The sequence below is a fragment of the Verruconatronum alginivorum genome, assembly GCF_056590205.1.
The window spans coordinates 3,900,643-3,915,785 of the sequence record NZ_JBWPVQ010000001.1 but is presented as its reverse complement, the minus strand read 5'-3'; the positions used below and the strand labels follow the sequence as shown (position 1 = coordinate 3,915,785).

General features: G+C 58.6%; 6 protein-coding genes. All 6 read right to left on the bottom strand.

Annotated features, from left to right (window positions below; genetic code table 11):
- Window positions 1–10 precede the first annotated feature (10 nt).
- Window positions 11–1,225: an AGE family epimerase/isomerase gene (locus tag ACWUI2_RS14005; RefSeq protein ID WP_486983475.1), complete on the bottom strand. Its 1,215-nt coding sequence runs from the start codon at window positions 1,223–1,225 to the stop codon at window positions 11–13.
- A 280-nt stretch (window positions 1,226–1,505) separates the two neighbouring features.
- Window positions 1,506–4,106, bottom strand: a complete 2,601-nt coding sequence (locus ACWUI2_RS14000; RefSeq protein WP_486983474.1) for an exo-alpha-sialidase — start codon at window positions 4,104–4,106, stop codon at window positions 1,506–1,508.
- Between the two features lie 73 nt (window positions 4,107–4,179).
- A complete protein-coding gene (locus ACWUI2_RS13995) occupies window positions 4,180–5,829 on the bottom strand; it encodes a hypothetical protein (RefSeq protein ID WP_486983473.1) in 1,650 nt (549 codons plus the stop codon).
- 34 nt (window positions 5,830–5,863) lie between these two features.
- On the bottom strand, window positions 5,864–6,961 hold the full coding sequence (locus tag ACWUI2_RS13990) for a hydroxyacid dehydrogenase (RefSeq protein ID WP_486983472.1): 1,098 nt from the start codon (window positions 6,959–6,961) through the stop codon (window positions 5,864–5,866).
- A gap of 35 nt (window positions 6,962–6,996) precedes the next feature.
- Window positions 6,997–11,376, bottom strand: a complete 4,380-nt coding sequence (locus tag ACWUI2_RS13985) for a hypothetical protein (protein ID WP_486983471.1) — start codon at window positions 11,374–11,376, stop codon at window positions 6,997–6,999.
- Complete coding sequence (locus ACWUI2_RS13980) at window positions 11,373–15,122, bottom strand: DOMON domain-containing protein (protein ID WP_486983470.1); 3,750 nt, start codon at window positions 15,120–15,122, stop codon at window positions 11,373–11,375. Before ACWUI2_RS13980 ends, ACWUI2_RS13985 begins: the two co-directional genes overlap by 4 nt.
- Window positions 15,123–15,143 lie beyond the last annotated feature (21 nt).

The following is a 15,143-nucleotide window of genomic DNA, read 5'->3' as shown; positions in this document are numbered from 1 at the left end:
GCGCGCGCGGTCAGGTGGACCGTCGCTCCTGCGGAGATGATTGTTCCTGGGGCGTAACACGGTTTTGAGCTTCGAGAAGTTCGATCTGCAAAATCAGGGAACGGGGCAGATGGAACGGATCCTTTACGGGTAACGCGACCACATCGTCGATCGGACGACCCTCTCGGTCGAGTTTCTGCCGCCACTCCTTTCGGCCTTCGACCGAAAAATTCGCCAGTGAATAGGCGAGAATCTTGTCATACCAGTCGGAATACACGACCGAATCCGTTTGCGAGTGGGCAAGAAGGACAGCATACAATGCCTCGGTGTGGGGCCACCACAACTTCCGGTCCGCGAAATCCCACCCGGTGGTGGGCCCGCCACTGGCATCCACCGCGAGCAGGATTCCTCCCCCGCACTCCGGGTCCCAGCCCAGTTCGAGATGCCGGAGGATTTGATCGCGGAAGAATTCCATCCGCGAGCGCTCCCCAAACCGGTCATCGAGATACATCTGGAACCAAAGATCCTCGATCACGTGGCCCGGAACCACTGCGGTTCCCGCCGGACCGGGCAGTTCGGATCCATCGATTCGAATCCGCTCCAAAAACAATCCACGGTCCTCCCGATAAAACTTCTTCAAGACCTCGTCCGAGTGACGGCGGGATTGGCGCAAATACTCTTCATTGCCCAACACGAAACCGGCTTCGGCGAAGTTGAGGGAAAACATCATCGGAATTCCGTGGACCCTGCTTCCGGACGGAACCGGATAGGGAAAATGCGGAATTCGATCATGGGGAAGCTCCAAACGGCGCGCGACGCTCTCCGCCGTGCGTATCAACCAAGTCTTCACTTCCTCGTCACCATTGGTGGCTTGAAGGAATTCCGCGAGTCCGTACATCGCGAAACCATCGACATAAATACTGTCGCAACCCTTGAGAGAGTTTCCGGCGCCATCCACGCAAAGACGCCAACCATCAGCACGATCATCCCAGCCTGTTTGAATGGCAAATTCATAAATATGCCGAGCGTAGGTCAACCATTTGGCATCGTTACCAAATTGGTTGTATAATCGACTGAACACCCAGACCGCCCGCCACTGGCTCCAGAGCCATTTGTCCCGGTTAACGATTGTCCCATCGTCCTGGATACAGGTGTTCAACCCTCCCGCGGGATCAAACGCATATTCCTCCCAAAAAGAAAGAACGTCGTCGAACAATAACCGACGAAGATAACCTTCTAAACGCACGGGATTTCTTGAACTGATCGCAGGAGCATCCATTAAAATCAATTCAAGGGAAGAATCCGGAACATGGCGAAATTATTCTCCTCATATGTATGAGGTTCCAACCAATAACGAGAGCGATTGGAAATAATCGTCATTCGTCCATGCCCCCCCCGCATTGCTTCTCATTCATCCCGTTCATTCGGCCGCCAGTGTCCGCATTGCCTCCGCGAGTCTTTCGCCTCGCGAGAATGCCACGATCGTGGGTAAACCATCGAGACAGTTTGAACGGAGTGACTCGCCCCTAAGGAGCGGTTTCAAGCGTGTCTCGCGCCCCCGTGAAGCTCGGGCCTCCCCCCGCTACATAGCCTCGACTGGCTCCGCTGGTCTCCGGACTCACCCAAAATGAAAAAAGCGAGCCTTCCGTGAGTTCAAACCGAAAGCGCACGATCTGCCCAGAAAGGCTTGCCAGATCCGATTGCCCGTTCCATCGAACACGATGAGAAGCGGAATCCCCCCGAATCGGCTCACAATTCTCAGCGGTAAAGGGCTCCACCGGCAAACCTTCTTCGGAAACTATTTCCACTCTTAATTCACCGCGGGTAGCCGTATTCACAAACGCATATTTCCCATCGAAAATGACTGGGCGAGTTATGAGCACTCCCGTCTCTTCCGCATCCATGGAGGCGAATCCATCGCGGCGCAAGACGGCCAGTCCGGTGTGAGCCCGTTCGAAGTCCCCGCCTATTCCCGCACTGCGGCCGCTCACATAAAAGTAAAGCTCGTCGCCGACGACCAGGCACCCGCCGCCCACGGACTGGACGTTCCCCCAATTCCACGCGTCGGGGTCTTCCGAAACACCGATGAACGGTTCCCGCAGAGTCCGGTCCCAATGGAATCCGTCCCGGCTGAACCCAACGAAAACCTGGTTGCGCTTGGGCCTGCCGCTGGTCTCGGGGTCCGGCTGCCCTTGCCAGATGGTAAACAGACCAAGCAACACGCTCTCGTACGCCACCGCGTCCAGATTGTAGATCTCCGGCTGCACGTTGAGCTCCGGGTCGATTGGATCGAGACGATCGGCTCCAATCCAGGCCGTGGCTCCGCTGGCCCATTCCCAATACGGCCCCGTCAAATCCGTGGTATCCCAAAATCTCCGAAAACGACGATCCTCCCCTTCCAAATCGCCCCATCCTTTCACGCTGAAAACCCAGCGTCCACGAAAGGGATCGAAGTAGGCGGTTGTCCGGTCAAAGCTTGGCCCCGCCTGTGCGACTGGTTCCGACCAATGAATGCCATCGGCGGAAAAATGGATAAAGAATCCTCGCCGGGGCGTCTTTTCAAAGCGGAACATTTTGAATCGTTCCCCGGGATCGGCAGCGGAATGATCCAGCCAAACCAGGGAGGAATCGCGTTGATGGTTGTGGACGACATTGGTGCCCGGAACCACATCCAGCTCCGGCTTCCGCCAGTGGATCCCGTCATCGGACACCGCCAAAGCCGTCGAGTGAAGCAGACCGGCCAAATACCACATTTTGAACAACCCATCCTCCGGGTCGTACCAGACTCCATCACTGAAGGGCATCGCGTAGGAGGCGCTGCGACCTTTGCTTTCGCCGAGGCGTTCCCACGGTTCGTCGGGGGTCAGAACCGGGGTGGCGGGATGCCAGACCGGCTTGTGCCAGGTGCGGGTCAAAGTTGATTCCTCGATAAGAAAGTCGTCGACGAACAGCTGTCGCCCTTCGGCGATAGAGATCACTGGCGGAGGCGATTCCAGGTAAGGCACGGGGATTGGATCGAGCGTGAGCGAACTCCGTCTTGGAGGCCAATCGGACGGAAGTTCGATCCCGTTGGGAAGGATCCGCGAATCAGATCCGTTTACCGCGGAACTGCCGTCGCCCACGGGGTCCCAGGTGACCCTGAAAACCGCATAGTCTCTCTCCGGTCCTTTCCGGGAGTAATAAATCGTCATGATTCGTCCACCCGGCAGCTCCACGCTCGCCGGATACCCGCCATCCCGAGCCGGCCTTGATGCAAGAACGTGCGGATCCCCCCAGGTCTTTCCCCGGTCATCACTGATCATGGCCCCGACACCATAATGCCCCTCGCGGCGGTCTCCGTAAGTCAGAACGATTCGTCCGTCGTTCAACTTTAAAAAGTGCGCTGGGTATTGCAATGGCTCGGTCACGGTTCCCAAGTTCTCCCAGGTTTCGCCGTCGTCGTGCGACCGGAAAAGGGTGAGCGCCTCCCCCCGGGAGGCCGCGAGCCATTCCCCCCGGCCAAGAGAGAGTAAGGCCGTCTCGTTGATTTCGGTTCCAATTTCCGAACGAATCCGCCACGAGGTGCCGTCGTCGTCACTCACGACAAAAAATACCTTCCAGGAACTCGGCTCACCCCCGCTCAGAGCCGAGTAAGCGGCCACCCGCAGGCTCCCGTCATCCGCCAGCACGATGTCCCCGAATGGAATCAATTCCCGCCCGGACGGATCCGCCGGAAAAGCGTCCTTCGTAACGTTCCAAGTCACTCCGTCATCTTTCGAATGACAAATCCACGGCCGCAGGATTTTATCCCGAAAGGCGTTTTGCTTCTCCGCTTCGGGTTGTTGGATGTCGCTCCACCCGGAGACCAACGCGACCAACTCCCCGTGACGATTCAATCCCACCGAATGGTTCATACGATTGGTCCGCGGCTCATGCTCCGTTAACCTCCCCCGCAAGCGCCACGTCTTCCCTTCATCGGTGCTCACCCACCCGGCGACATCCCCCTCCACCCGTCCGTGACTCGGCTGATCAAAACCGGCCAGCAAAATAGCGCCATCGGAAAGAACGGTCAGATTCGGCCAGGCGATCACGTGATCGATAATCACCGTTGCGTCATCCGCGACCAACAGCGGACGGGCAAATAACATAAGCATCATAACGAGGGTCGAAAGAGATTTCCACGGGAAGAGCGTTCGTTTCATCATAAGATTCATGTGCTTCTCATTTGCCGGGAAAGGTGTCCCTCGTACCGGTAAAGCCGGGGCCTCCCGCGGCAATGTAACCTCCACTGGCACCGTTGCTATCCGGGGTGACCCAAAACGCATAAAGGGACCCCTCGCTCAAATGAAAACGAAAACGGACCGGTCGTCCGGCGAGCTCCGCCAGGTCCGGTTCTCCCTTCCACCGGACCCGCACTGACGTGGAATCCCCTCGAACCGGCAAACAATTTCCGGAAGTGAATGGCTCAATCGGCCTCCCGTCTTCCGAAAGAATCTCGACTCTCAATTCACTGCGGGTCTTTGTATTCAAAAACATGTGTCCTCCGGAGAAGGTGACCTGACGGGTCGTCAGCACTCCGGTTCCTTCCGTATCCATGGAGGCAAACCCGTCGCGACGGAGGACGGCCATTCCGGCGTATCCTCGCTCCGCCTTTTCCTCGTGGTCCACACCCCGGCAACTAACGTAAAAATGGAGTTCGTCACCGACGACCAGGCAGCCTCCGCCCGCGGATTGGATATTCCCCCAATTCCAGGCGCCGGGATCTTCCGATACGCCGATGAACGGTTCGCGCAACGACCGGTCCCAATGAAAACCGTCCCGGCTGAACCCGACGAAAACCTGGTTTCGTTTCGGCCTGCCGCTGGTCTCCGGGTCCGGCTGCCCCTGCCAGATGTTGAATAACCCGAGCAGGACGCTTTCATAAGCCACGGCGTCCAGATTGTATAATTCGGGTTGGACGTTCAGCTCCGGATCGACCGGGTCGAGGCGGTCGGCTCCAATCCATACCGTGGCCTCGCCGGCCTCCTTCCAGTAAGGGCCTTTCAGATCCGCCGTGTCCCAGAAGCGGCGGTAACGCCGCTCTTCGCCCTCCAGCGGGCTCCACCCCTTGACACTGAACACCCAGCGCTGCCGGAACGGATCGTAAAACACCGTCGAACGATCGAAACACGGGCCGGTCTTCGCTGCCGGGCCGGACCAATGTATCCCATCGGGGGAATAATGAACATAGAATCCCCGGCGAGGCTTCTTTTCAAAACGAAACATCTTGAATCGTTCCATCGGATCAGCGGCGTTATGGTCCAGCCAAACCGTGGAAGAATCCCGGGGACGGTCGAGCACGATATTGGTCCCCGGAACAACCTCCAACTCTGGTTTTCGCCAGTGGATCCCGTCGTCGGAGAGGGCGAGGGCGGTCTTGAATTTCAAACCGGCCAGATACCACATTTTGAACAGCCGGTCTTCCGGATCATACCATACGCCATCGCTGCTGGGCAGGGAATAGGCGGCACTGGGGCCCGAGCCTTCGACCATTCTTTCCCACGGCTTGTCGGGCACCAGCACCGGGGTGGCCGGGTGCCAGACGGGTTTATGCCAGGTGCGGGTCAAGGTCGACTCCTCAATGAGAAAGTCGTCGACGAAGAGCTGTCGTCCTTCGGCGATGGAGATCACCTCCGGAGGAGATTTCAGGTAAGGCACAGGGATCGGATCGAGTGTCAGAGAATCCCGTTTCGGAGGCCAATCAGCGGGAAGTTCGATCCCATTCGGGAGTATCCAGGAAGTGGATTCGCTGGCAAGGGAACTGTCTTCGGCAGCAGCGGGTAAAATCGAAGGCGCCGCCTCGGATCCTTTTTCAGAATGTTTGATCGTCATAATTTTTTCATCATGCAACTTCGGTGCATGAGATTTATACGGTTTGTTGCCGCGGAAGCGGGTTGAGAGGAATCTGCCGCGCGAGGTATCTCCGAATCTGTGACAAGGCCAGTCGACCGGAATCGATTCTCCGGTCGACCGTCGGTCCCGCGATATGCGGCAGCAAACAAATGTTGCGCAACCCTCGCAGGGGTGAATTTCCCGGCAATGGTTCGGTGTGGTAGACATCGAGTCCGATGCGCAACCGCCCTTCCTTAGCCACCCGGACAAGGGCATCCTCATCGACCAATTCAGCCCGGGCTACATTGACGAAAACCCCGTCCCGGAGCGCGCGCAAATGGCTTTCGCGGACGCAGGCATTCGTCCGTTCATTGTGAGCCTCCGCTTCCACCACGATCTCCGCCCATTCGAAGAGTTCGTCCAGGTTCGACATGCGGGTCACCCCATTTCCGACAAACAACTCGTCCGGCGGACCTTCCGAGAAGGCCGCCAACTGGCAGCCGAACGGTTTAAGCATAGGCACCAATGCGCGGGCCACCGCCCCGAACCCATGGATACCGACACGGCGACCGATCAGACTTCTTTCATCGGCGGCTTCCTTCGATTTCCACCCTCCTTCCAAGTGCATGGCCAGGGACCAGTAGGCCGCCCGGCGAAGGCACATCAACACCAGGAGCAACGCATGTTCCGCCACCACCCTCCCGATGCTCTCTCCCCAGTTGGTGCACCACAATCCGTCTTCGAGAACCGTATCCGAAACTTTTGGACGATGGTCCCCTGCGAGATAACAAAAATACTCCAGCGCCGGAGCAGCGCTTCGCTCAGCAGGCAGGGGAGGCAGACTCCAGCAACCGACAAGCACCCTCGCCTCGGTTTCGTTGAGCAACGCGGTCAATGCTGGCGTATCCCCGGGTGGTGCGAGGATCCGCACCGGCTCTCCCAATCTCCTCAATTCAGCCTCCAATTCGGCGGGAAGAAAATTCTCCCGTTCAAACGGATTCAGGCAGACGAGGATTCCTCCTTTAGAACGGGAAGGGGAATCCTTGCTTCCCCGGAAGGTATTCCAAAGCCCGTCCCTCTTCGAGTCGTCTCCGATCGGTCCGGTTCGGCCGTGTGTAAGATCGTCATACATAATGTCGTCAGAGAAAGCCGCTCACGCGCGGCGGGTTAATCCGTATTCAAATGGATTCGCATCCGCAGAAAAAATCTCTCTTCAACGGAATCCGTCAGCGTTGCCGATAAACGAGGTCCTTCGCCATCATCCGGAAGAGTGGTGAGGATGTATTCTTGCCCTTCCTGCAACTCGGTCCATGTTCCCAGATCGTCTGATCCTTCCAATGTATAGGTTACATCGTCCCCTTCGCCGAACGGCCAACGAAATGTGATTGTGGCAAAGCGATCCCCTCCCCCGTCCACGGCGAGTGAAAAGCGGGGCTCGATCAATTGATGGATCTGGTCAGGATCGAGGTCCGGTCCATTCCCCCCGCCGTTGCCGCCGTTGTCGCCGTTTCCCGTTGGAATTTGCGATGGGATCAGGGAATATCGCAGGGCCGCGTGTCCGCCGGCATTGGGGGTCAAAATGATTTGCAACAGTCCCCGCCGCTGCCCGGCGACTTGCGTCTGGCCGCTGGCCGTCGAATCGCTGACCCCGACGGTCTCGGCGGCGAGGCGCACCAGGCGGGAGGAATCAAACTGAATGGTGACCCCATTCTCCCCTTGCCCGATCCAGACCGCCTCCGCCGAACGAACTTTGGTCTGGGACTCGACATGAATATTGCGAACATACATCCCGCGCGAATGAGATCCCGCGCTAATTCGAGGTCCGAAATATCCGCCGGTGTAAGCGCTGTCGTTGATTTCCACCTCGCCAAGCAGATTGGTATAGTCCGACTCATCTGGATTCCAGCCATACAAAGTGGCCTTCAACAGATTTCCGTTGGCTTCGAAGGAAAGCCTATAATCGACCCCGGACGCAATGCCGGGCACATCAACCCCACCCAATTCCGTGCCGTGGTTGATGTGCGACTGGGGGTCCCGGAAAATCGCCAGGCGCCCGGAAGTGATGATCGCGGCGTAGTAGCCGGCGGAGGTATAACTCAAAGTCTGCGCCCGTCCCATGAACCCGCACCATGTGGCACTTCCAATCAGACGGACGATGCCCGTGGCCCGGAAGTCCGACCAGCGTCCGTTTTCCACGCTCCCGATGGTACCGGTGTAAGGAACGAAGCTGTTTCCTCCGGCGGCGGTGGAAGAAGTCCGCTCCATCCGCAAAGCAAGCTTGTCGGAACCAGGCAGCGTCTGGATCTCGGCGATGCCCAATGAGGGACCGGACCCCGAATACCACCGGACAACCCATCCCTCCTCGAATTCGTTTCCGGCATCCTCTTCGGAAAACGCCTCCAACACCGGGATGATCGGCTGGACCTCCAATTTGCGAAGATACATGCCTCGCCCGTTGGAGCCCGATGCGATTCTCGGACCCAGATATCCGCTCCCATGGACGGTATCCGAAACCTCGACCTGCCCCAGGAGAATCGTATAGTCCTGCTCGTCCGCATCCCACCCAAAGAGTGAAGCCTTCAGCAAAGGTCCCTTCGCATCGAACTTCAGACGATAATCGACTCCGGCTGAAATCGCGGGCAAGGTTGTTCCCACCAATTCGGTCCCCTGATTGATATGCGATTGCGGGTCACGGAAAATCGCCAGGCGGTTTCCTCCTGTATCCACCGCCGCATAGTACCCAGGTGAATTATAGCCCGTCGACTGAGCCCGGCCCAACAATCCCCGCCAGGCGGCGGCCCCGGTTGGACGAATCACCGCGGAGGCGCGGAAATCAGAAAACCGCCCGCCTTCAATCGGACCGAACGATCCGGTGTAGGGAACGAAGCTGTTGCCCCCGGGCGCGGTCGTCCGCTCCATCCGGAGGGCCAACTCGTCCGACCCCGGCAACGGCCCGAATGCGACGATCCCTTCGTTTTGCCCGGCCGCACCAAACCAACTCACCGACCACCCCGACTCAAAGTCGTTGGCCCCATCCGCCTGTGGAAACGCCTGAAGGACGAGAGGCGCGGAGGACTCTTCGAAGAAATCCACCCATTCGCCATTCTGCCGCCGCAGCAGCCCGTCCGGTTTCCCGTCCCTCATCAAAAAGGGAATCTGCTCGACCAACATTCCAACCGCTGTCGGGGAGTTCAGTTGAATGGCGAGATTCTGGCTCACCGTCTCCGCTCCAAACGTGGTGGTTCGATGGATACTCGAGGGAATCGACATAAAGCTGCTGGTGGTCACGAGTTGGCCCGCCGCAGGATCGAAATTTGCCTCCAGGCTCCAGTAATCCGGCCAATCGACCGCCCCGTTACCGAGATCGGCCCGCACCATTTGATTGGTGTCGGCGTGCCAGTTTTCCGACAGAATCATGTTGCCGTATTCCGGGGTCCAGAACATCGACAGCCCGCCGCCGGTCCGGCGTTGCAGCAGATGTGGCAGATCCCTGTTTCGAATCCTCGGAACGTCCGGATCCGGCTTGCCGACATAAACCAGGGCATAATACCCCGGACGGCGCACCGCGATGAATTCATCTCCGAATGTCCGCGTGAAATTCGAAGAGGTGGCGACTGGAAGCCCGGCTTCCAGGATGGTTTCCGGGAAAAACAGGTAATTGTTGGCAAAACGATAGGAAGAAGCCCCGTCCACCGTCCGGACCGGACCATACCAATAATGCTCCAGGCTCTCCTGAATCGCCGCCGCAAAATTGGGGTTTATTCCTCCTTGATGCCAGGCAGCGGCCTCGGGCAAATACGCGGACAACGGCAGCGACCCTCCTCCATACTGGCGTTGAGCCCATGAACCGGGCGTTCGGTGACTGAAGTTGCTCGCCCCTTCCCTCGCCCCGTTCGGCTCCGGCGCCACGGTGTGATTGAACAGATCGAACATTTTTCCCGCCGCCTCCAGGGCGCCCGGGTGCCCGGTCAAACCATGGTACCAAGCGAGATGAGCGGCGGTGATGCCCGAATAAGTCGCGTCCGGGCCATATTCCTCCATGAAATAACCGGTGACCGAGGGGGGATTCAAAACAGGATCGATCATCGCCTCCAGGAAGTCCTGCGCGATCTCGGAATAATCTTCGATCCCGCTTCCTTCATACATGTATTGATGATTCAACACCCAATGAATACTCCGGTTCTCACCGCTCATCCGTGAATGCGGATTGATATCCAGCCCACGGCGCGATCCTTCGGTATATAAATCCCGGAGTTCGGGCCAGGGAAGAAGCGGAGCGGCGATCCCGAAAGCCAGGCGTTCAGTTGGAAACGCGTCACTGGCACTGGTGCGCTCCTGCCCGTTGTGGCTCGACAAGGATTCGGTCTCCCGCAAACGAAGCAAGGTGGAGAACTCCGATAACAGCAATCTCCGGGCGACTCCTTCGTCACCGTAAAACGGATTAAAAGGTTCGTTCAACGAATACGCCGCGGCCAGGGCGACCGCCGGCGCGTGCGAGGCCATCGGATTGGTTTTCGTTTGATTCGCGAAAATATGGCGAAGCGCCGAAAACGCTCCAAAGGGTCCCAACAAATGGATGTTGCGCGGTTCCGCGACCCAGGCTGCCGCATAATCCGCCATGTTGACGGATGGCACCGCGAGGTCCCCGGCGGTCAGATTCTGAACCCAATCATACATCTCGAGCTGAAACCGATGGGGAAAGACGCTGCCATCCGGGGCGACGTGAATCCCTCCTCCGATCGCCTGGGCGGTTTCTATATCGGGACACAAGATTCCGTCGAAACTTCCCCCATGAAAAAAGAAAGTGCCGGGGGTGGTGGCGAGATTGAGCGACCACCGCCAAACCGTTCCTTCATCTCCCGGCGCGACGGGAACATTGAATGTTCCACTCGTGGAAAACGTGGCGAGCACCGGACCGCCCACCCGCGATAATGTCCCGCTGCCCGTTCCTTTGAGCCATACCTGGTAACGCCCGTGACCCGCCACATTGGTGCTCGGCGGTATGTGGGTCGCCGCCCCCGGAGGGATCAACATATAAGCTTCGTTGAACTGATCCGTCCTTGCCGTGGAGATAAACCGGAGCGGCATAATTCCAAATTTAGCCCCGGAATTCAATTGAATGGATACCGATGGGATGCTGACCGAAGTCGCCGCATAGCGGATCTGGTAAACTCCGGCCGGAGCAGCCGGCAAGGAGAACGAAACATTCTTCGAACTGACGCCTTCCCGGTGCAAATTATGATACGACCAATCGACCAGGTTCTCCTCCGCGTCAAAGAAACGGACGATGAGTTTCGCCGGAGAAGTGACTCCCCATGAAATGTTCGATCCGAATTGAAAATCGAGCGTAGCGTTGAAATTCCCTCCGGGATGCACGACGTAAAATGCCAACCCATCCGAACGAAACGGCCCCTCGAAGTTTCCGGCCTGGGCGTTTACCCCACCGGGGAAAGCCAGAAGGCCCGAAACGATCCAAATGACAAATACAAGTAATTTGCTGTGGGTGCCCGAAAAGCGCCCGGCCGGTAATGGGACAGGCCATCTCATTGCTTCGTCCATTTCGCGTGAGTTGAAATATGAAAACCGTGCGCTCCATCCGCCCACTGGGTGAATGGAAAGTAAACTTTTCCCGAACTTCCATGCCTGGAAATCCTGAAACCGGGATCGCAGGCGAGAACGACCAAAGCCATCCCGTCTTTCGGGCCCGGATGAACCTCCCGAATCGCGAACCCCTTGGTTTCCCCATCCGGGTGCTCGACGATCAGCGTGGTCCCGACCCATTCTTCCGCCGGCTCGACGTCGACCACCACGGCATCGTGCGAATCACCGCTGGCCTTCCGGCGGGTTTCGAGGATCCTTCCCGTTGCCCGTCCGCGGCCATTCAATTCCTGTTCGCCATCCCGCAACCGCGTGCCGCCGACCATCGCCAGCTCGACGGGCGAGCCTCCTTGCCGACGGATAAATCCAACCGATCCGGAAAATCGAATCTCCCCTAAGATATGCTCCACATCCGGGTCATCCGCGCTCAGCAGGATGTCTTCCGTCGCTCCGTACCTCAATGAAAGCGCGACCAGCCCCGGACGTTCGATCCGTCGCACTTCCGTGGAAACGGCTTCGCCTCCGCCGGCATGGGGTTCGATAACCGAAACAAAGGTGCTCTCCAGGTTGTTCCCTTCCCGGCGCACCACCATTTTCGGCATCCAATGCTCCATCGCCGCATGATCATTCCACAACCGGTCCCGGGCGTTCCGCGACCACCGCGCCGGCCGCAAGGAGGGAGCCCGTCCGAGAAACAGCTTGCTTTCGCCTTCCTCGCTCACAAACCCCGTCAGCCGGTATCCGGAAATCGGATTTCCCGTATCGACAAACCGGTCCCTTTCAAACCTGGTTTCCCGTGCCTCCAAATGCAGCTCATACCGTCCGCTCGCCACCCGCCCCATCCGGACGTCACGAAGAAACTCATACGGCGGATATCGACCGGCGCCATTTGCCGACGACAGGAGAGTGTCCGCGTTCGCCTCGAGTGAAAGATCGGTGGTATAGGTGGCTTCGTGCAATGCCTCTCCATTGAGAGTGTATTCGTGCCGTTGCCCTCCCGCGACCCGGAACAGGTCCACGTAGTACGTGTCGCCTCCCGGACGTCCCACCATCCAAAATTCCCGTTCATACCGTGAAACCACGCCCGGCCTGACGTTGTGCTGACTCGCCCGCACGATTTGCAGACCGGATGAAACCGGAGCGAAAATCCGGATGTCGCCTCCTCTTTCAACACCCGATCCGTTGAAGTTTCGGGAATCGACCACCACCGTGTTTTGGGCGAGGGTCGATTGCGACCAGCTCCGGATGCGCGAACGGTCGTATCCGAGAAGCGGGATCAGTTCACGTCCCTGGTCGAACAATGCCAGGTTCAGGACGTCATCGTGGATGTGACCGGTGTATTTGGGATGAAACAGCAACCATCCTTGAGCTTTGCCAGTCGAAGTTTCCCGTTCCAGACGGGCCAGCTTCGAGCCGGTAAAAAATCGCGGTTCCGCGGCGGATCTTGAGGTGAGCTGATCCGACGCCCAGGTATCCTGGACCGGCAAGGATCGACCGTTTGGATACACGATCTCGTCGGCCAGCGCGAATGCCCGGTGTAAATGCGGGTTTGCCTCCGCAAGATGCGCGCGCAATTCATCGTTGTCCAACCTTCGTCCGAGGCGGGGTGAAATCATCCCTTCCGGATCGGCCCAATCGGATAGCGCCCGGGCAATGGAATTGATCGACCGGTTGAGCGTTTGCCGATGGTAGGAGAGCGTGACCTCATTGAAGAATCCATCGACCAGGAACTCATCGGCCGCCAGGCTCTCCACCCGCTCCCAGACATCATGGAGGTAATCCGGCTCTCCAAGCACTTTGCCCAGGGCAATCCAATGGGCGAAACCGTAGCCGTCGATATTATGATTCTGGATCGGAAACGAACGCATCCGCTCGATGCTCGACCGGATCATTCCATACTCGATTCGGGCGCCGGCATCCTCTTCCACTTCGGCGGAGAGATGATCCAACGCGTCGGTTTCTCGAATCGTTCGCAAGGCTTCGGCCAGCCTCACCACCGGCTCGACTTCGTCATGCTCCGGCCACGGTCGCCAGACGCCGGCTCCCATCTGCCGCCAGGGCGGCCCGATCGACTCGACCGCACCGGGAGGCGCCCAACGCTGATCGTAGAGCACCACGAAATTCGAATGACGCAGGGCCAATTCATAAAGCACGCGGGCGGCGCCGGCCGGATCGCTTTTTGCGAGTTCCGGCAGACGATCGACGATGTGGGTGATCTGATACATTCGCAGAGTGGGCTCCACGTAACACTTCACCCCATCGCCCCGGGTGATGTAAGGAAACTCGACCGGCAAGCCGCGCTGGTTCCGGAAGACCGATACTCCACTGGTCGGATAACTCCTCTCGTTCGGAAACACCGTTCCGCTTTCGAGACAAACCAATTGATGAGGTTTCTCCGCGCTCCAGCTGAAGCCTCCCCTGCGGTCGCGGCTGTTGTCCTTCGCCGCCGGTGAGCCGACCCGCCAAAAGCCGTTGGATTCCGGCATCATCTCCAACAATCGTTTTGCTTCGCCCGAGGGGCGCCCCCAGGAAACAGGTTTCCGCTCCCTCTCGACCATCGGCGTCAACGCACGGTGCACGGCCGCCCCGGCCCGAATCATCGCCTCGCGATCCATCGCCAGAACCAACCGGCATTGTCCGGAATGGTCGTAAGCCTCGATCGTGTAGCGACCGGGCGCCGCCGGATGAGGATGAATCACATCAACAACCCGTCCGTTCGATTCCACATCCCGGACCTCCATCGGCTTCCGGACTCCATCCGGCCCAAACCAACTCCATTCCCAATCGTCCGCCGCCATCAACTCATCGCTTGTCAGATGAATCCGTTTGGTTTGTGGATCGATAAATTCAAGTTTCACTCCGCTCCCTAGCGTTGGCTCGGCGCTCCCGTCAAACACCAGTTCTCCGTATCGATTCTGGGAATGAGCGAGGTTCCCCATCACATCCCACGACGGCTCCGAACCGACCCGCATGTATCCACGCAGAAGCGGAAACCAACTGCTGACCGGATCCACCCCGGCCCGGTCGCGAATCAGATTGATCCGCCAAACATCGCTCGCACCTGGCGACTCCACCCCGAGTTCCTCGAATGGAATAGTCACTTCAGCCGTCCAGGCCCCGGCGATTCGCCCGACCGTTCCGGTGATCTGAGGGTCCAGGCGTTCGCCTGAATGAATAATACGCCGGACGACGCCGGGCGCCCGCGACGGCGGCTCCGGCGGGCCAAGGACCGTCGTCCGCCCGGTGGCGTCCACCTGGATTTGGACGAAGCGGGGATCGTCCCGCCCCGGAGAGAGCAGAATCCAAACCCGCTCTCCGGCCGGACCGCGTTCGGGGGGACGGTCTGCCCGCAGACGGATATGAAGGTTCGCCTCATCACGGCTGACCGCAAAACTCGTCCGGGTGCCGACCGGGTAAAAGTCGAAAATCGCCCGAAAGTCGCCCGCCTGATCGCCGCCATCCTCCGTTCCCGCGGCGTCCCTTACATGCAAACGCCGGTCCGCCAACGCGGCGTCAATTTCCTCCGAAGCTCCCAAGAGCCGGAGCATTCGTTGCCCCGGCAGAGTTTGGTCGCCTTCCAGGCGAAGGTATCGATCAGGCTCGGGTTGGCTATTTTGTGCATCCGAGTTGGACGAACCCGCCCCGCCGCATCCTGCCAAGACCACTAGAACGATCGATAAGAAAAACGCCTTCATGTATCTTTTATCCAGAGGCCA